Genomic DNA, 16,483 nt, shown 5'->3' with positions numbered 1-16,483 from the left:
CCTCGCCCTGGCCGGGCGGCGTGCGCGCGCTGCGCCAGGCCATGGAGCGCTGCGTCATCCTTGCGGAGGGATCAGCCTACGAGCCCGCCGACCTGGGGCTGGAGCCTGCCATCGCCGCTGCGGCCGAAGGGCCTGAGAGCGCGCTGAACCTGAAGCTGTCCGAGCGGGCGCTGGTGGCCGCGGCGTTGAAGCGGCACGGGTTCAACGTCAGCCATGCGGCGCGTGAACTCGGGCTAACCCGTCCAGCCCTGTACCGGCGGATGGCCAAGCATGGCCTTTAGCCGCATCGCCGCCGCCGCGGTCTTCCAGGTCCTGTTGTTCGCCTGCGGCGTCGGACTGGTGTTCGCGCTGCAGGCGAGGTTCGCGGCGGTGGCGGCGGTGCTGGGCCTCACGGCCTTCTGGATCGCCGCGGCCGCCGCCTGGCAGGGCCGTCTCCGGCCCGCGCCGCTGACGGAGAGTGCAGGGCGGCTGGCCTCGGAAGGCGCGCAGGCGCGGCTGCTGGCCAGCCTACTTGACCAGACCCCCGCCCCGCTGGTCACCTGCGACGCGCGGCAGGTGCTGCAGGTCCGCAACCGCGCCGCCCGCAAGCTGTTCGGCGTCGACGACGTGATCCTTGACCCGCCTGCGGCCCTGGTCAAAGCGCTGCGGACCGGCGGCGCCTCCGCCCGGGTCGAAGTGGCGGTGGGCGCGGCGCCCCAGCGCACCTATGCCTTGTCGTTGAGCGAGGTCCTGGCGGCGGAAGGGCCATTGCAGCTCGCCGTCCTGCTCGACATCGAGCCGGAGGTCCGCGCAGCCGAGGCCGCTGCGCTCCGCGAGCTCATGCAGGTGCTCAGCCACGAGATCATGAACGGCCTGACGCCTGTCGCCTCGCTGGCCGCCACCGCGGAGGAGCTGCTGGCCGAGTCTGACGCGAGCTCCATAATGAAGGCCCGCGAGGCTCTGGCCGTGCTCTCCCGAAGGGCGGAAGGACTCGCCCGGTTCGCCGAAAGCTATCGCAGCCTGGCGCGCCTGCCGCCGCCCACCCTGGCCCCCACGTCAATAACCGAGTTGATCGAGGAGGCCGCCCGGCTGTTCCGGAGCCGGTGGTCACACGCGCAGGTGAGCCTGGTGGCCCAAGCGCCGGTTCCGGATGCGCAGCTCCTGCTCGACCGGGACCAGATCATGCACGCTTTGCTGAACCTGCTAAGCAACGCTGCCGAAGCGGCCCTGGCGGCTCCTGCGCCCGCAGGCGTGGAGCTGGCCGGTTGTCGGGAGGGCCGAGATGTCGTGCTGAGCGTGGGGGACAGCGGCGCGGGCGTCGCCCTCAAGGATCGCGAGCGCGTCTTCCATCCCTTCTTCACCACCAAGCCGCAGGGCTCGGGCATAGGGCTCAGCCTCAGCCGACAGATCGCTCGCGCACACGGAGGAGAACTTGAGCTATCCCCGCCTCAACTTCATCGTGGCGCGGTCTTCCGCATGCGATGGACGGCTCATACCAACGGCAACTGACACTGACCTGCTACGGTCCGGTCGCCTCTCTCCTCTTCCCCCGGACTTGTTCCGGGCATCGAGAGCACTTGCGCTTGCAACTGAAACCTCCGCGCTCTGGGCCCCCGGAACAAGTCCGGGGGAAGAGAAGAAGTCGGACAGGAGTCGGACTTAACGACCGTTGGTATCATTTCACGTCGGTGCCGAAAGCCTGACACTCGCCGGGTGCAACGACCGCCTGTGAAGGTCGGCGCCACACGAGGCGCATGCGCTGTCGGCATGTGTCGGACGTGGTCTGGCGGCTTGCTCGTCATGTCGTCTTAATCACGTCCCCGAACGCTTCACGGTCTCGAGCTCGGCTCTGACCCTCTCCACCACGTCGCGCCAGCAGCCGGGGTGCGGCTGGCGGAACAACCGTATGGTGGGATACCAGGGCGAGTCTTCCCGTGGGGGCAGCATCCAGCGCCAGTCAGAGGGACTGGCCAACATGAGCCACGCCGGCGCTCCGATGGCGCCGGCCAAGTGTCCCACCGCGCTGTCCACCGTGATCAGCAGATCGAGGTTGGCGATCAGGGCCGCCGTCTCGCTGAAGTCGGTGAGTTCGGCGCTGAAATCGATCAGGTCAGGCCAGTCGACGGCCATCGCTGCACGATCAACCGAGGTCAGCGACTTCTGGATGGAGATGAGTTGGACGTCCCTGAGAGAGGCGAGCGGACGCAGATCGGCCAAGGCCACCGAGCGGCGCAGGTTGTTCGCGTGGGTCGTGCGGCCCGACCAGAACAGGCCCACGCGTCGCTTGGCGGCAGGCAGATCGGCCAGGCGCTCGCGCCATCGCGCCACCCTGACCGCGTCCGGCCGCATATAGGGAATGCTCGCCGGAATTGTCTCCAGCTCGGTCCCAAACACATAAGGGAGCGTCGACAGCAGGCAATAGGATGAGAACCCCGGAACGTCGGCCCACTTCGTGAAGATCTGGTCCACGCCCTCGACGCTTTGCAGCAGCTCCTTGACCTCGTCTGCGCTGGCGATCACCAGCTCGCCGCAGCGCTCCGCAACCATTGGGATGTAGCGGGCGAACTGAAGGATATCGCCGAAGCCCTGGTCGCAGATCAGCACGACACGACCGCCCTTCGGCATCCGCATCCCGTTCCAGATGGGCGCCTTGATCGGCGGGAGCCGGCTGCGCGCATGCTCTTCGAGCTTTATGCGCCATTCGTATTCAAGCCAGCCGGCGCGGAACTCGCCGCGCGTCAGCAGGATCTGACCGATCCCGAAATGGGCGTTCGCATCGTCCGGATCCATAGCCAGGACGGCGAGGTAGGCGGCCAGCGCCTTGTCGAACTCTCCGCGGTCGGAGTGCACCTTGGCGAGGTTCACCATGTACCCGACATGATTGGGTTGGGCCCGCACCACGCGCTCGGCCAGGGCGAGCGCCTCGTCCAGCCGGCAGGACATGCGGTAGGCGTCGCAGAGAGCGCTGCGCAGGCCGAGATTGGCCGGCTGGGCCGCCACCGCCGTTTCCAGCAGCTCTACGCTCAGCTTCAGGTCGCCTTGGGACGCGGCGATCGAACCGCGCAGCCCCAGGGCAGGTGCATAGTCGGGGTATGCGGCGAGCAGATCGCGGCAGATGCCGTCCGCTTCGCCGAACCGGTGGTCGCGCGCGGCGGCCTGCGCCTGCTTCAACCGAGCCGCGCGCTCACTGGCCGCTGTGGCGGCCTCGTCGGTCATGCATCCGGCTCGGGAGATTGCGCGGGTGTTCTCAGTGGCCGGCCGAGTAAATCCCCCATCTCGCCATTCCGGAAGCTGATCAGGAGATCGCGGCTTGACTGTGCGTCAGCGCGCTTTGAAAGCGCGAGGCGCCCGCTCCAGCGGCCGTACCCAGCGCGGCCTGGGACGCCGCTGAAGCCGTGGTCGTCACCAGGACAACGCCTTGCGGGGCGCCAAAGGCGGCGGCGGCGGCCGTCAGGGCCTGCGCCGCCGCGGCGCCTTTCGCGTAAATCTCCGTCCCGCCGCTGGAGTCCGCCGCCACCCTGTAACCTGATGTGGCGGTCGAGCCCTGCAGCGTGAAGTCGTAGCTCGCCGAGCCGTCCTTCAGCACCAGGGTGGAACCGCTGACGACAGCGGTGGCGCCGGAGACGTAGGTGACGCTCGCAAGGTCCAGCCGGTCGGGGCTGCCGCTGAAGTTCGACAGCGCCTCGGCGAAGGTCGCGCCCGCCGCGGGCGTCGCCGCGGTGTCCAGCTTTAGCACCGCACCGGCGGAAGTTCCCGCGAAGTCGATGGCCCCGGAGCCCGCGCCCTTGGCGGTCGTGAGCTCCAGCGTTCCGCCGCTGATCACCGACTCGCCGGAAAAGCCGCCGGTGCTGCCGCTCAGCATCAGCGTGCCCGCGTCCACGTCCAGCGCGCCGGACCCGCTCAGCGTGCCGGCGAGCGTCTCGCTGGTCGACGTCACCACCGCCCCGTTGTCCACCAGCGCGTCGCCGGAGACGAACTTGGTGATCCTTCCCGCGAACGACGTCTTCGAGTCCAGCGCGAGCTTACTCTTCGCGCCGTTGAAGGTGACGGTCTGGGTCGCGACGACATCGCCGTCCAGCTCCAGCGTCGCGCCGGCGTTGATCGTCTCGCCGCCCGTGCCGGTGATCAAAGCACTGACCGTCAGGATACCGTTGCTGGCGAAAATCCGCCCCGCATTTCCAAGGTCGGTGGCCGTGATGGCGCCATAGCCCACGACCTCGCTGCCGCCATACATGTAGAACCCGGCGCGCGCGTCCACGCTTCCAGCGGCCAGGCTCAGTTCACCGGCCAACTGGACATCAGCGACATGGATCAGGCCGCCAGTAGTGACCTTTAAGATCGAACCGTTATCCACGCTCAAGATCCGAGCCGTGAACAGCGAGTTGGCGCCGGTGACCGAAATGGTTCCGTTGTTCAGATAGACATCGGTGGCGTTATCGAACTCCCCGCCAGCCTGAACGAGGATTTCGCCGGCGATGTTGGTGCCATACTCACCGATTTCCGTGTACGGGCCAGCCTCAACTGCGGAGTTCGCGCCCGAGACCAGGACCCTCGCCATGCCGGCGCTGGTGCCTATATCCACCTCGCCATCGGAGCTCAGCGAGGCATAGGCGCCATTGGTGACCGAGACCGTGCCCTGGGCGCTGCCGCCGAGCTCGCCGAAGTCGCCGATCGTCGTGTAGCCGTAGTTGTCGACCAGGAACTGGCTGCCAGGGCCGGTCACCTCCAGGTAACCGGTCGAACCCGCGGCGGCGCCGATGTTGAGGCTGCTGAGCTCGGAGCTGAAATAGCCGTCTGCGCTCACCTCCAGCGTCGCCACGCTGTTGGTCGTGCCGCCCACGTTCAGCGTGCCGGTCGCCTCATTGGAGTCGTAGGCGAAGCTGCCGCCCTTGGTGACCAGCACCGACGCGTTTCCGCTTCCGGCGCCGATGGTGAGCACGTCGTTCTCGGCAGACGCCGAGTCAAAAAGATAGGCGTTGTTCTGTACGATGACCGAGGTTCCGTCGCCGTCGATGCCCAGGTCGCCGGCTTGGAGGTAGGCGCCGTCATCGAGCGTGAAGCCGTAGCCGATCCCGACCGATGCGGCGGTGACCTGGGTGCTCGATCCTGTGATCGAGATGGTCGGCGCGCCGCTGGCCTGCACGATGTCGAGCGCGTCCACGTCTATCACGCCGTAGAGACCCTCGCCGACCTGAATGACGGCGACATCGCTCAGCCCCGGCGTTCCGACCGTGCCGGGATTGCTCGTGTTGACCCAATTGCCTTCGTTGCCGAGATCGGCGTTGCTCGATCCGGTCCACTGATAGACGCTCATAACAGGCTTTCTGTCCGTGTGGGCAGGATCGACTTGCAAAGCCGCGTCAGGTGATTTTACAGACGCGGCCATTTTCGCTCTACCTTCATAGCGGAGACGCGGTTGGTGCGCCACCCACTACGCGATTAGAAAAGGTGGTGCTCCACCACTGTTGGAGCACGCAAGTACAGAGTGTTCGAGCAGGCCGAGCGTCGTGCCCGCAGGTGTGTGTCGACGTGGGTGGAGGGTGACGCCGGCTCGTGCGAAAAGCTGCGGAGGAGCCGTCGCCATGTCTGTTCTATCCTTGGCCCGCACACGCCTGGGCGCCTCTCCCTGGCTTCCGGTCGCGACACTTGCGGCCGCCATGCTGTCGTTCCAGTACGGTGCTGCAACAGCTGAAGGGCTGTTCCCCAGTGTGGGAGCGCAGGGGGCGACTGCGCTCCGGATCAGCCTGGCCGCGCTCATGCTCGCCCCGATCATGCGGCCGTGGCGGATACGGGTCACACGCAAGACTCTCCCGCCGCTCCTCGCCTACGGCGCCTCGCTCGGGGGCATGAACCTGCTCTTCTACATGGCGCTGCGTACGACGCCGCTTGGCGTGGCGGTGGCGCTGGAGTTCGTCGGACCTCTCGGTGTAGCGGTGGCGACCTCACGGCGCTGGCACGACTTCGCCTGCGTGGGATTGGCCCTCGCCGGCCTGCTGCTTCTTCTGCCGATCGGGCGCGAAGTGGCTGCGGTTGATGCAACGGGCGCTCTCTTCGCCCTCGGGGCGGGCGGGTGCTGGGCGCTGTACATCGTGTTTGGCCAGATGGCCGGGCATGAGCACGGACCGGCTGCCGCCGCCTTTGGCATGGCGGTGGCGACCCTCATCGCCCTGCCCGTCGGCCTCCTGCATGCGGGCCTTCATCTTTTCGCCCCGGCCCTCATCCCGACAGCGCTTCTGGTCGCCGTCTTTTCCAGCGCCCTGCCCTACTCGCTGGAAATGGTGAGCCTGACCCGCCTGCCGGCCAGGACCTATGGCGTCCTGACGAGCATGGAGCCTGCAAGCGGAGCGCTGATGGGCCTGGTACTCCTGCACGAACGGTTGAGCGTCCGCCAGCTTGTGGCTATCCTCGCGGTCATGCTGGCCTCGGTCTGGGCGACGCTCTCAGTCCGCAGAAGGCTCGTGCCGCCGGAATGACAGACATAGAGGGCGAGGGGGTTGCATCCGTTGCGCCAGCCGTTGCGCACCTGCCCCGCTGGACACCGGCGACATCGGCCTTTACCGCTCCCCAGATGACCGACTCACCCTCGAATGCTAAGCGGCTCCAATACTTTAGAAGCCTGTTCGATGAGTCTCTGACCCTGATTGAGGCGTTTCCCATCACGACCGAGCCGGCTCTCATGAGCTACGTCACCGACGTGCTGGAGCCGGTGGCGGCGGCCCAGCGGATGACGCCGCCTTTCACGAACCCCGGCGCCGAAGTCATTGCAGAGGGGCGGCGCTGGCTGGCGAACGTGCGTCCGGAAGACCAGCGAAGCGTCGGCCTCAACACTGTCGGCCTGCTGCTTGACCGATTATCGATCCTCACGGTCAAATACTGGAACCTGGTTCACCGGCGAAAAACTCCTCACGAAGCTGAAGCCCTGCTCGATACCCAGGTCATTGAGCTCATACGAGCGTTATCTTGGGCTCTGCCTGGAGAGTCTTCGGTCAACAACAAGATGACGAATCGCGTCGTCACGACGGAGTCTCCCGACTTTCGTATATCTTATTACGGACTCGCTACGACAAACCTCTTGCTGTGGGAGGCCCAGGAAATATTGTATAATCATGACATCTCAAGCTTGCCTTGTGAGGAGCTACGAGCATATATCGATTTCTTTTCTCGCGGAAACCTTGAGCGTAACGCCTATATCCACTCGAGCGATACACAGTTCTGGTCCAGCATGATCGAAACCGCATCAGCCGCATAGCCACGTCCTGACGCTTGCCGCCCCCTGCACGGCGTCTTCGCCAGCCAAGCCGGATCAAGCCGCCTTACTCAGCGTCGGCGGCCGCAACCTGCGTCAAGTCCAAGCCGAGCAGGCGCTCGTCGTCGCTGCATCCGTTCTGCGGCCGTGTGCAACGCCATACGGGTCTTGCACCCTGATAGGAGAAGTGGTGGGACTTACCTACGACCATGAGGCCGTGGCGATTGAGGCTAACCTACTGTGAGCCTTCCTCCCGTCACCTTTATGCAAACGAGCGATCCTTACATATATGCCGGCATGCTAATGCAGACTAGCTGTACGGTAAAGGCGTTCTGCAAGAGGCATAAGTTTCATTACGAGGCTTACATCGGAATAAAACGTGGGCTGGCGCCATGGCATTCAACTTACAACCGGATCTATATGCTTAAAGAGCTGGTGGAGCGCGGTTACAGGGGATGGGCCATCTATCTGGACGCAGACGCGTTCATTCTCGACCAGGATTTCGACTTGGAACACCTGCTCACGACGCAGGCGAACAAGGCGGCGATCCTAACGCTTGCCGGCGCGCCTGAAGGCTGGTGGGACGTCAACGCAGGAGTCATGATCATGAACCTTCGACATCCATCAACCCGCAGCTTGATCCGCAGATGGAAGGAGCTTCTCGACCGTGTACCCGATAAGGTGCTTATGGAAGCAGAGGTGTGGGCCGACGGGCTCGACGACCAGAGCTTCCTTCAGGTTGCTCTTCGTCAGTGGCCGGCCATAAGACGACACATACACTTCTCGTCGATGGACGTCATCAACTCCCCGCAGGCAAGCTTCATCCGGCAATTCATCCGTTTGATGGGCAGCGTAGAAGAAAGGAGCCTTCTGATCGAACGAGAGGTCGCCTCCATACTCCTCGGCGCAGGGTGACCGACCAGACGAGACCGCACGACCTGCCTCGGGGGGAACCATGACCAGCGCGAAGGGTGGTGGAGGAGGTCTATTCAGGCAGGGTCACCTCTGAGCCGCTGGCTCTTGCCTGCAGGGGCGGCGCGCTGGCGAACTCCTCCGAATTGATCAGCTCGCGAGCTATGTCGGCCACGGTTCGGGTGCTGTTTGCAAGCCCGTCCAACTTGGCCTGCAAGCCGAGAGCGTCGACGGGACGGCCGAGCAGGACCTCGTAGAGGTCCGATACCACCTCCACGCTGCGAATAATCCCGCGTTCCAGATCACCGCCATACCGTCTGATCAAGGCCGGGAGCCGGTCGAAAAACTCCTCCGATCCTACGAGCTCACCCACCAGGTCCTCGAAGCTCGACTTGCCTTGGGCCAGGCTGACGGACTTCGCGCTGAGCCCGCTCTCGTCCGCGGGCCGGTCGAGCAAGCCGAGGTAAAGCGCGCGTACCAGCCGCTCGGGGCCGAAGTCCGCCTCCTTACGCCTCAGCAGCAGGTTCGAGGGGGTCCGTCCCATGATCTCGTAGGTGTCGCAGACCTTCTGAGACAGCCCGATCGCGGCGAGGCTCGAGTCCGCGTCCTCCTCGGCGACCTCGATGATCACCCACGTCGGCCGATACGCGCTGGCATCGATGAGATGGTTTAACGCGCGCACATCCTCGCCTTCTATGTCGATGGAAAGGAGGTCAAAGCTGAGCGGTGCGTCGTGTTCGCGCAGCACCTCGGGTAACATCCGGACCCGGACCTCGATCTCGTCACGGACCTCCCCCCATCCCGCAGCGGCCGCCTTGATGAGGGACGAAACGTCGTCGTTGGCGCCGATGTTGAAGATCGCCGTGCCATCATAGTCAGAGATGGCGCAGCAGGTGATCTCGCAGTCGAGGCCCTCGAAGTCGGCCCGGATCGACTCGATCAAGCGAGGGTTCGCCTCGATGAGAACGCCGCGCCAACCGAAGTGACGCAGCAGGTCGTAGGAGTTGGAGCGCTCCCGGCCCCGGGCGCCCACGTCCACCACGTAGCGAGCCCAGGAGGCGCTGTTGATCATGTCGCGGATGACCAGCCAGGTCTCGCCATACTGGGAAACGTCATTGGTGAAACGATCGTTGACCACCAGGCCCCTGCGCAGAAGGTCCGCCTTTTGGCGGTCCAGATACTCTGCAGATTCCACGATCTCCCGGATCAGATCGTCAAGTGACAGGGCGGCGGCCGCGAGCCTGTCGATCTTGCTCTGCAGCCCGATGGGTTCCGGCCTGCGATCCAGCAGCACGCTATAGAGCACGATCACGAGGTGGGCCACATCAATCACGAAACGGGTTGCGTCGGCGCGATTGCGGTTCAGGAGGGTGGGCAATTTGGCAAAGAATTCGTCCGACCCAATAATTTCTCGAACGACATCTTCAATCACGAAGTCGCGTCGGCCCAGACCTTGGACTTTTTGGTAGAAGCCTTCCTTGTCCGGTTCACGGTCAAGCAGGGCTAAGTAAACGGCTTCGACGACCGCCCCATAGTTCGTGATGTAGCGTTCCTCGCGCCCAGCGAAACGCTTGAGCAGGTCGGGCAGCTTGTCATAGAACTCTTCCGAGCCGAGCAGTTCCCCCACCACGTCGTTCAGCGACAAGGTTCCCTGGCTTAGGCCCGACAGCTTGGCCTCCAGCCCGACCTGGTCGGGTTCGCGGTCCAGCAGCACCTTGTACAAGGAAGCGACCACGTCCCTGTTCAGCGCCACGCCGCCTGTTCCGTAGCGACGCATCATTGCCGGCAGGCCGTCCTGGAATTCGTCGGACTCTACGATGCCGCCGACGACGTCAGTCATCGTCAGCTCCCCAGACCCCAAGGCCCGCGCGACCTCCTTCACACCCTGCTCGCCTGGTAGGCGCCCGAGCAAAGCCGAATAGAGACCGTAGATCAGGTCATCCAACTCCGTAGAAGGCGCTTCGACCGCGCCACGTGCGCCCACCGGCTCGTGAAATGGCGTCCGATCTCGACCCTGCGTATCGCCCTCCGCCTGCAGGCCTCGCTCCCGTGCCAGGATCGGCAAGCGTTGCGTGAACTCTTCGGAGTTGAATATCTCGCTGACGAGACCTTCCAGGTCAATGCCACCAGAGTTGAAGCGCGCCAGCTTACTATCGAGACCTTGCTGGTCGATGCCCCGGTTCAGCAGCGTAGAATATAAGGTCCCAATAAGGTCGGTCGCCGATATGTCATTGCTCTTGTCAAGCACTGGAGTTCCCGCCCATCTAAATTTACCGACGACGACTAGATATTTCTTATGCTTCCGGAGGTACGAGACTTACACCGGTAACGCCGGACAGGCTCTCCGCGACCCTGGCCTCGATGTTAGCCAGACGCTCCTCAAAGCTGACGCCTGGAAAACGCATCATCTGCCGGACGAAGCTGGAGCGCGGGGCGTTCATGAAGTCCCAACTCTCCAGCAGGACCTCACCTGCCCGGTCGGGGTGCCTCATGAGCAGCTCATGGAACATGGCCTGGTCGTCGGAGATGCTCTCAGACCAACCCGTGGCGTCGCGGGCGAGGTCGAACCTGTCGAGATACGCAAACCAATCCCTCGCCATCTCGATCATGAAAGGATGGCCCAGGTTGAAGAACATGATGCCTATGTTCATGTCCCAGAAATGCTCGGTGGCGCCCGACGGCGCGCCGATCATGGCGTATCCACCCTTATCCGCCAGATAGGTCCAGATGTCGAAGTTGACGTCATTAACATAGGCGTCTGCATCCAGATGGAGTATCCATCCGTCATAACCCTCCCGCACGCGATCAGCTAGATAGACCACCCGATTATAGGTTGAGTGCCAGTTTTGGTTTCCTCTACGGAGGCCAATAAAAGCCTCGTATTTCACCTGCCGGTTTCGACAAAATGCGCGCGCAGTCTCACTCGTAATATGCAACATCTTGTAGTAGCTGAAGGGATCGCTAGTCTGGAAAAGGGTTATCTCCACCCGCATAGTCCTGATACGGCGCTGGGGAGGCGCCCTCTGGCCCGCCTAGCCACGATAGAGAGTGGCCGGCACTATGCCAAGGCGGCGTGCGGCTTGCACCGGCCTTCGTGATGGGGCCGGCCGCCTCAGCCGCCGAGCGCGGCGGCGGGCCCGGACCCGCTCGAGGTGGGGCTCGCCCGGAGCTTCAGCACGAGGTTCGCCCCGACCTCCCCGATCAGTTCGTAAGTCTCGATCACAGCCGAGTTAAGGCCGAAGACAGCCAAGTCGGTTCTTGAGTCGGGCCTCCAGATCTCGATGACGATCCGCTCCGGGCGGTATGGCGAATTGCCGATAAGATCGTTCAGAGTGGGCACATCGGCGCCTTCGATGTCCAGCGAAAGGAGGTCGAAGTCGTGAGGCGCTCCAATCTCGTCGAGAAGACTCGGCAATCTTCGCACTGGAACCCGGCACTCGCCGTGCACCGGCCCCCATGCGGCAAGCCCATCCTTGTAGAGAGACGAGACATCGTCGTTCAACCCAAAATAGAAGCTGGCTTCTCCCTCGAAATCCGAGATCGCGCAGTTCACCAACGTCACATCAAGATCGGCGAACTCCTCGTTTATGGTGTCGATGAGGTTCGGGTTGGCCTCTACAAGCAGGCCGCGCCAGCCAAACTGTTTCATGAGGTCATAGCTGTTCGAGCGTTCACGGCCGCGAGCGCCAACATCGACGACAAACCGCCGCCGCGCACTGTCATTGACGATCGAACGCAGGATGAAGGCCACCTCCCCGGTCTGGGAATGGTCCCAGATCAGCTTGTGATCCGGCAGAAATCGCCGGAGGAAGGCCGGGGCCTTGTAGGCGAATTCAGGGCTACGCAGAAAGCCCTCGATCATCTGGGCCGGACCCGCCTTGTGGAGTTCGGCATTGGCGCCGTGCGTTTCCGCGGCGCCGGGCTCCGGCGCTCGCTGAAGGAGCATGTCATAGAGCGCCGCCGCCAGTTCTGAAGCCTCGTACCGGCTCATGCTATTCCTTCGTCGCGTCCATCGTGCATGTTGATCCTTAGTTCGAAGCGGAGCCGTGGCGTCCAGGTCGGCCTGCGCTCAGGCTGCTGATCACCTCGTCGACCAGCGCCCCTTGCCGCGACAACTTGAAGGGGTGGGCGAGCAGGAGGTTGGTGCGGAAGCCCTCGATCAGGGTTGCGGCGCTCGTTGCCTCGCGCCCCTCCGCCCACAACCAGTCCGCCCGCAGACCCACGTCACGCGATTGAACGACATGTTCCGCCGCAGCGGCCAAGGCCGTGGGAACGGCTACTTCGACAAAAAGGCCGAGCTGTTGGAAGACACCCAGCAGGCGGCGGAAGTCCTCCAGCATGCCGCGGCTCACGACCACGAAGTCGGCCATCCCAGAACAAAGCGGGAAGGCAGGCTTGATCGTGCGCGGGTCGTCCCGCGGTCCGAACAGCGTCTCCAGGATCGGCGCCTGCACTTCAGCCGGTAACTCCCGGCCATAGCCCAACATGGGTCTCGCCGAGGGCGCATCGCGGTTCCAGGAGAAGGGCTTGAAGTCGAAGCCGTACTTACGGCAAAGCCTGGCTTCGACCTGCTGCGGGTCGGGCAGGTAGCTCGCGAAGTGCTCGGCGCCGGACCCGGAGATCGCGTTCAGCGGGAAGACAAGCTTCCACAGCACGCCCAGGGTCCAGGGCCAGGCGTCAAGTTCCCCCCCGAAGGCCTTGAACTCGGGCAGGAAAGCGCCGTCCGCGGTGAGTCCCAGCCGGTCGACGATGTTGTTTTCGTTCAGCAAAGGGTTGAGCAGCACATCGTCGTGGATGAACACCACGTGCTCCGCCCCAAGAGCGAGGATCCGAGGTATGGCGTCGACCATCATGCCATGGAACCCGTAGGCGCCGGAATAGCTCGTGAGGACCTCCGGATCCTCGCTCGGCGCCATCGGCTGGACGAACATGACGTCTTCGAAGCGGTCGGCGTAGATCGCCTTCAGGGCCGGGATGTTGGCTGGGAAGGGATGGTTGAAGAGGACACAGACGGTGATCATGCAGCTCGCGCCCTCTGCGCGCGGGTGCGCACGCTCGCGCCGCTCGCCCCCTTGCCGAGCGTGTATTTTGGTGTCACCGACCCCCCGTGGCTCGCGGTCCGCTGGTCGCCGCACCTGCGGCTTTGGCGCCGGGAAGCGAGAGGGTCAAGCTTTGTTGCAGGAAGCGTGGTCGCGACTCAAGCTGGACCAGGACGCATGGTACTGGCTGACCGAACACATGCAGACCGGCGACGTGTACCAGCTCTTCAGCCTGGCCAAAGCCTTCCGTCAGGAACACGGGGGCCACCGACCGATCTTCCTGGTCACTTCGTCCGTTCGCCACGCCCAGGTCGCCGCACTCTTCGGCGACGAGTTCGCAGGGGTCATGCTCACCGCGGAGCTCAGGGGCTCCGCCCGCGACTGGCGTCAATTTTTCGAACAGGGCGGCCTGCCGACCTTCGGCCCGAACCTGCCGGTCGTCGGCTCGCCTGCCCACAATCCCGATACCCATGGACTGGAGTCCACCGGCGACCGGCTGCAGCTTGAAACATCGACCACCTACATGGCCTATTACCGGCATATTCTGCGGCTCCAGCCGGACGTGGAACCGGCGCCGCTTCCACCGGACTCGGCCTCAGCCGACCGGCTGCGTGATGTCTGCCGACGTCACGGCGTGGTGCAGGGTCGCTCGGTCATCCTGTCGCCCTATGGCTCACGCTGGCCGGTGGAGGGGAAGGCGCATTTCACCGCGCTTGCGGCCGAGCTGCTCCATCGTGGAGTCAGAGTGTTCACCATCGTCATGGGAGGCGAAGCCGTCATCGCGGGCACCCAGGCGCTTCAGTTGCCTTTGGCGCTCCTGCCCGCGGTCGCGGAGTACGCCGGCGAAGTGATCGCCGTGCGCAGCGGAGCTGCGGACGTCCTTGCCGGTGCGCGATGCCGCAAGACCATCATCTATAGCAATCCAGTCCACCTCTCCGTCTGGGGCCTCGACGCGCTGGACCTTAGCCGCGACGCGCGTCAGTTCACCTTCGATTTCCGGCGCGAGGGCCCTGGCCTCTTCGTCGAGCGGGTGCTGTCCGGCGCGACCGCGGAGCCCTTCTCGCGTTGCTTCGCCGCGCCAGTGAGCCGCCTGACGCCAGCGCCCGGCGCCACAAACGGCCTTGAACGTCGCGAGCTGAGCTTCGCCGAAATCCAGCGCGATCCAGAGAGCGGGATGGGCCGTCTGAACCTGGCTTGCGCCCGCTTTGCGGAGGACGGCGGCGTTCTGGCGCTGCTTGACCTGCCCCGCCGTGATCAGACGCGCTGGGGCGACGTGATCGATCATGCGCTGGCGTCGCTGACCAACCTCACACGCGATGGCGACGTGCGCCTGTACACCCTCCGCAACCGGCTGGGGACGGACTTCTTCGAGGAGGTGGACGCATTTGGCTTGATCGGCGGCTTCTACCATGCGGCACGCTACTGGCATGCTGTGGTCGCTGTGAAGGGTGACATTAACGGGCTGCTCGCCCCGGCCGACCGCGCTCGGGTCCTGCCGCTCAGCCCGCTGGTTCCCGACCTCCGAGTGGACCTGGGACAGGCTTTTGACAGCCTTGCGCACCGCGCTCTGTTCTATCTGGATCATCCCCTCGACATCGACGGGGTACAGTTTGTGGACGGGTGGCAGGATCTGGAGCCCTGGGGGCTCTGGTCGCGCGGAGAACGCAGCGTGGTGAAGTTCTGCCTTGAGACGCCGCCGCCAGGCGGCTTCCGGCTCGAGCTGGAAGTGCATGCTGCGATTTCCGATCAGTTCCCGGTTCTTGAGTTCAATGTCGAGATCAACGGCGTCGTGCTCGCCTCCACCCATACGGCGGTTGATGCTCCGCTCGAGCGGCTGACGGTGAAGGTCCCCGCCGAGATGGCCGCGCGAACGCGCGTCTTCTGGGCGGCCCTCGTCTTTGCCTCGGTGCGGAGCCCCGAAGAGCAGGGGATCGGGCCCGATCCCCGCCGGGTGGCCTTGGGGCTGCGATCCCTGCACGTCATCACCTGACCGGCCGTCGTCCACAAAATCAACATGCTGGACTTGCTACAGCCGCTCACGGACGAACACGTCTCCGCTCGGCCATAGGCGTCCTCGTCACCACGACCTTCTTGTGAAGTGACATCCGGCAGAATACATGTTTCAGGAAATCTAGTTTCAGGGACCTATCCATGAACGGTGACTGTTGTATCGTCGTAACGACGATAAACGCTCCAACTCAGGCGATGCTTGAACTCGCCAAGGGCGCGTCCGACCACGACGCCCACTTCATCGTCATAGGCGATTCGAAGAGCCCGAAGGACTTCAGGCTTCCAGGATCGACCTACCTCGATGTCGAGGCGCAGCGCGCGACACCGTTCGGCTATGCCGCCCTCTGCCCGACGCGGCACTATGCGAGGAAGAACATCGGCTATCTCCTCGCAGCGACCCGGAACGCCCAGGTGATCGTCGAGACCGACGACGATAACATTCCCGTTGAAGGCTTCTGGACCCCGAGATCCAGGTCCTGCGAGGCCGCCGAGGTCAGGGACGCAGGATGGTGCAACGTCTACCGCTACTTCTCCGACACCAACATCTGGCCCCGCGGTCTGCCGTTGAACGAGCTTGCGCGTCCTGCAGCCAGTCTGTCGCCGGTTTCGTCGTTCGAGTGTCCGATCCAGCAGGGGCTGGCCGACCTCAACCCGGATGTGGACGCGATCTACCGCCTGGTCCTGCCGCTCCCGGTCTCGTTTCAGAAGCGACAGCCGATCGCCCTCGCCCCCGGCGTCTGGTGCCCGTTCAACAGCCAGAACACCACCTTCTTCAGGGAGGCTTTTCCCCTGCTGTATCTCCCCTATCACTGTTCATTCCGGATGACCGACATCTGGCGCAGCTTCATCGCACAACGCCTCGGCTGGGAGGCGGGCTGGCGCGTGATGTTCCACAACTCCACCGTCTATCAAGAGAGGAATGAACATGATCTGATGCGCGATTTTGCTGAAGAAATCCCGGGCTACCTCAACAACGAACGCATTCGTAAGTCCCTGGAGGACGCAGACTTCAGATCTGGCGTTGATGCGTTATGGGACAACCTTCTGAAGGCGTACGAGCTGCTCATCGGGCTTGAGGTGGTGGGCGCGGAGGAGAGCCAGCTCGTCTCGGCCTGGGTCGAGGACATGACGAAGGCGACCAGCTGAGTCACGCGATGGCGTAAGAGGGTCTGCAAGTGAATGGAGGGCGCCGCCAAGGCCTCCCTCAGCTGGCCGCTCCGCTCTAGAGCGCGACCGGATCATGCTGATTCGGGATTCCGGTTTGGGGCGGATCATGATTCAAGATTGAGGCTGGGCG

13 protein-coding genes are annotated in these 16,483 nt (G+C 64.0%); 7 read left to right on the top strand and 6 right to left on the bottom strand.

What is annotated here, in order from left to right; translation table 11 throughout:
• Positions 1-281: helix-turn-helix domain-containing protein (locus tag HUV06_RS07710; protein ID WP_305793638.1), on the top strand; the 281-nt coding region annotated here is incomplete at its 5' end.
• On the top strand, positions 271-1,488 hold the full coding sequence (locus tag HUV06_RS07705; RefSeq protein ID WP_174300691.1) for a PAS domain-containing sensor histidine kinase: 1,218 nt from the start codon (positions 271-273) through the stop codon (positions 1,486-1,488). The genes HUV06_RS07710 and HUV06_RS07705, both read left to right, overlap by 11 nt.
• A gap of 303 nt (positions 1,489-1,791) precedes the next feature.
• On the opposite strand, the gene HUV06_RS07700 is transcribed toward HUV06_RS07705, so the two are convergent.
• Together HUV06_RS07700 and HUV06_RS07695 are read right to left on the bottom strand one after the other, a co-directional pair.
• The gene (locus HUV06_RS07700; RefSeq protein ID WP_174300690.1) at positions 1,792-3,195 is read right to left on the bottom strand and encodes a tetratricopeptide repeat protein; all 1,404 of its coding nucleotides are present in this window, start codon (positions 3,193-3,195) and stop codon (positions 1,792-1,794) included.
• A gap of 79 nt (positions 3,196-3,274) precedes the next feature.
• Positions 3,275-5,293: a hypothetical protein gene (locus HUV06_RS07695; protein WP_174300689.1), complete on the bottom strand. Its 2,019-nt coding sequence runs from the start codon at positions 5,291-5,293 to the stop codon at positions 3,275-3,277.
• A gap of 268 nt (positions 5,294-5,561) precedes the next feature.
• Between HUV06_RS07695 and HUV06_RS07690 the strand changes: the two genes are divergently transcribed.
• From HUV06_RS07690 to HUV06_RS07680, 3 genes are all read left to right on the top strand, one after another.
• A complete protein-coding gene (locus tag HUV06_RS07690; protein ID WP_174300688.1) occupies positions 5,562-6,452 on the top strand; it encodes an EamA family transporter in 891 nt (296 codons plus the stop codon).
• Positions 6,449-7,228 carry a hypothetical protein gene (locus HUV06_RS07685; protein WP_174300687.1) on the top strand — a complete coding sequence of 260 codons (780 nt, stop codon included), beginning with the start codon at positions 6,449-6,451 and terminating at the stop codon, positions 7,226-7,228. Before HUV06_RS07690 ends, HUV06_RS07685 begins: the two co-directional genes overlap by 4 nt.
• Positions 7,229-7,645: 417 nt before the next feature.
• Positions 7,646-8,140: a hypothetical protein gene (locus tag HUV06_RS07680; protein WP_217433709.1), complete on the top strand. Its 495-nt coding sequence runs from the start codon at positions 7,646-7,648 to the stop codon at positions 8,138-8,140.
• Positions 8,141-8,210: 70 nt separating this feature from the next.
• Here the strand turns inward: HUV06_RS07680 and HUV06_RS07675 are convergent, their stop codons facing one another.
• The 4 genes from HUV06_RS07675 to HUV06_RS07660 form a co-directional block, all read right to left on the bottom strand.
• On the bottom strand, positions 8,211-10,385 hold the full coding sequence (locus HUV06_RS07675; RefSeq protein WP_174300685.1) for an FkbM family methyltransferase: 2,175 nt from the start codon (positions 10,383-10,385) through the stop codon (positions 8,211-8,213).
• Between the two features lie 46 nt (positions 10,386-10,431).
• Positions 10,432-11,124, bottom strand: a complete 693-nt coding sequence (locus tag HUV06_RS07670; RefSeq protein ID WP_174300684.1) for a hypothetical protein — start codon at positions 11,122-11,124, stop codon at positions 10,432-10,434.
• Between the two features lie 125 nt (positions 11,125-11,249).
• On the bottom strand, positions 11,250-12,128 hold the full coding sequence (locus HUV06_RS07665) for an FkbM family methyltransferase (protein ID WP_174300683.1): 879 nt from the start codon (positions 12,126-12,128) through the stop codon (positions 11,250-11,252).
• 37 nt (positions 12,129-12,165) lie between these two features.
• Positions 12,166-13,158, bottom strand: a complete 993-nt coding sequence (locus HUV06_RS07660) for a hypothetical protein (protein WP_174300682.1) — start codon at positions 13,156-13,158, stop codon at positions 12,166-12,168.
• A gap of 151 nt (positions 13,159-13,309) precedes the next feature.
• On the opposite strand from HUV06_RS07660, the gene HUV06_RS07655 reads away from it, so the two are divergent.
• Together HUV06_RS07655 and HUV06_RS07650 are read left to right on the top strand one after the other, a co-directional pair.
• Positions 13,310-15,166 (top strand): hypothetical protein, encoded by a 1,857-nt coding sequence (locus tag HUV06_RS07655; protein WP_174300681.1) that lies wholly within the window; start codon positions 13,310-13,312, stop codon positions 15,164-15,166.
• A gap of 161 nt (positions 15,167-15,327) precedes the next feature.
• Positions 15,328-16,332 (top strand): STELLO glycosyltransferase family protein, encoded by a 1,005-nt coding sequence (locus tag HUV06_RS07650; RefSeq protein WP_174300680.1) that lies wholly within the window; start codon positions 15,328-15,330, stop codon positions 16,330-16,332.
• Positions 16,333-16,483 lie beyond the last annotated feature (151 nt).

Origin of the sequence: Caulobacter sp. S45, assembly GCF_903642205.1 — a bacterium.
Classification (GTDB): domain Bacteria; phylum Pseudomonadota; class Alphaproteobacteria; order Caulobacterales; family Caulobacteraceae; genus CAHJWH01.
This window is presented reverse-complemented; position numbering and strand designations above follow the sequence as displayed.

Excerpts from the sequence above, each read along its gene's own strand:
- HUV06_RS07650 (WP_174300680.1), top strand. The coding sequence starts at position 15,328 with ATGAACGGTGACTGTTGTATCGTCGTAACGACGATAAACGCTCCAACT.
- HUV06_RS07660 (WP_174300682.1), bottom strand. The coding sequence starts at position 13,158 with ATGATCACCGTCTGTGTCCTCTTCAACCATCCCTTCCCAGCCAACATC.
- HUV06_RS07680 (WP_217433709.1), top strand. The coding sequence starts at position 7,646 with ATGCTTAAAGAGCTGGTGGAGCGCGGTTACAGGGGATGGGCCATCTAT.
- HUV06_RS07690 (WP_174300688.1), top strand. The coding sequence starts at position 5,562 with ATGTCTGTTCTATCCTTGGCCCGCACACGCCTGGGCGCCTCTCCCTGG.
- HUV06_RS07685 (WP_174300687.1), top strand. The coding sequence starts at position 6,449 with ATGACAGACATAGAGGGCGAGGGGGTTGCATCCGTTGCGCCAGCCGTT.
- HUV06_RS07705 (WP_174300691.1), top strand. The coding sequence starts at position 271 with ATGGCCTTTAGCCGCATCGCCGCCGCCGCGGTCTTCCAGGTCCTGTTG.
- HUV06_RS07665 (WP_174300683.1), bottom strand. The coding sequence starts at position 12,128 with ATGAGCCGGTACGAGGCTTCAGAACTGGCGGCGGCGCTCTATGACATG.
- HUV06_RS07700 (WP_174300690.1), bottom strand. The coding sequence starts at position 3,195 with ATGACCGACGAGGCCGCCACAGCGGCCAGTGAGCGCGCGGCTCGGTTG.
- HUV06_RS07695 (WP_174300689.1), bottom strand. The coding sequence starts at position 5,293 with ATGAGCGTCTATCAGTGGACCGGATCGAGCAACGCCGATCTCGGCAAC.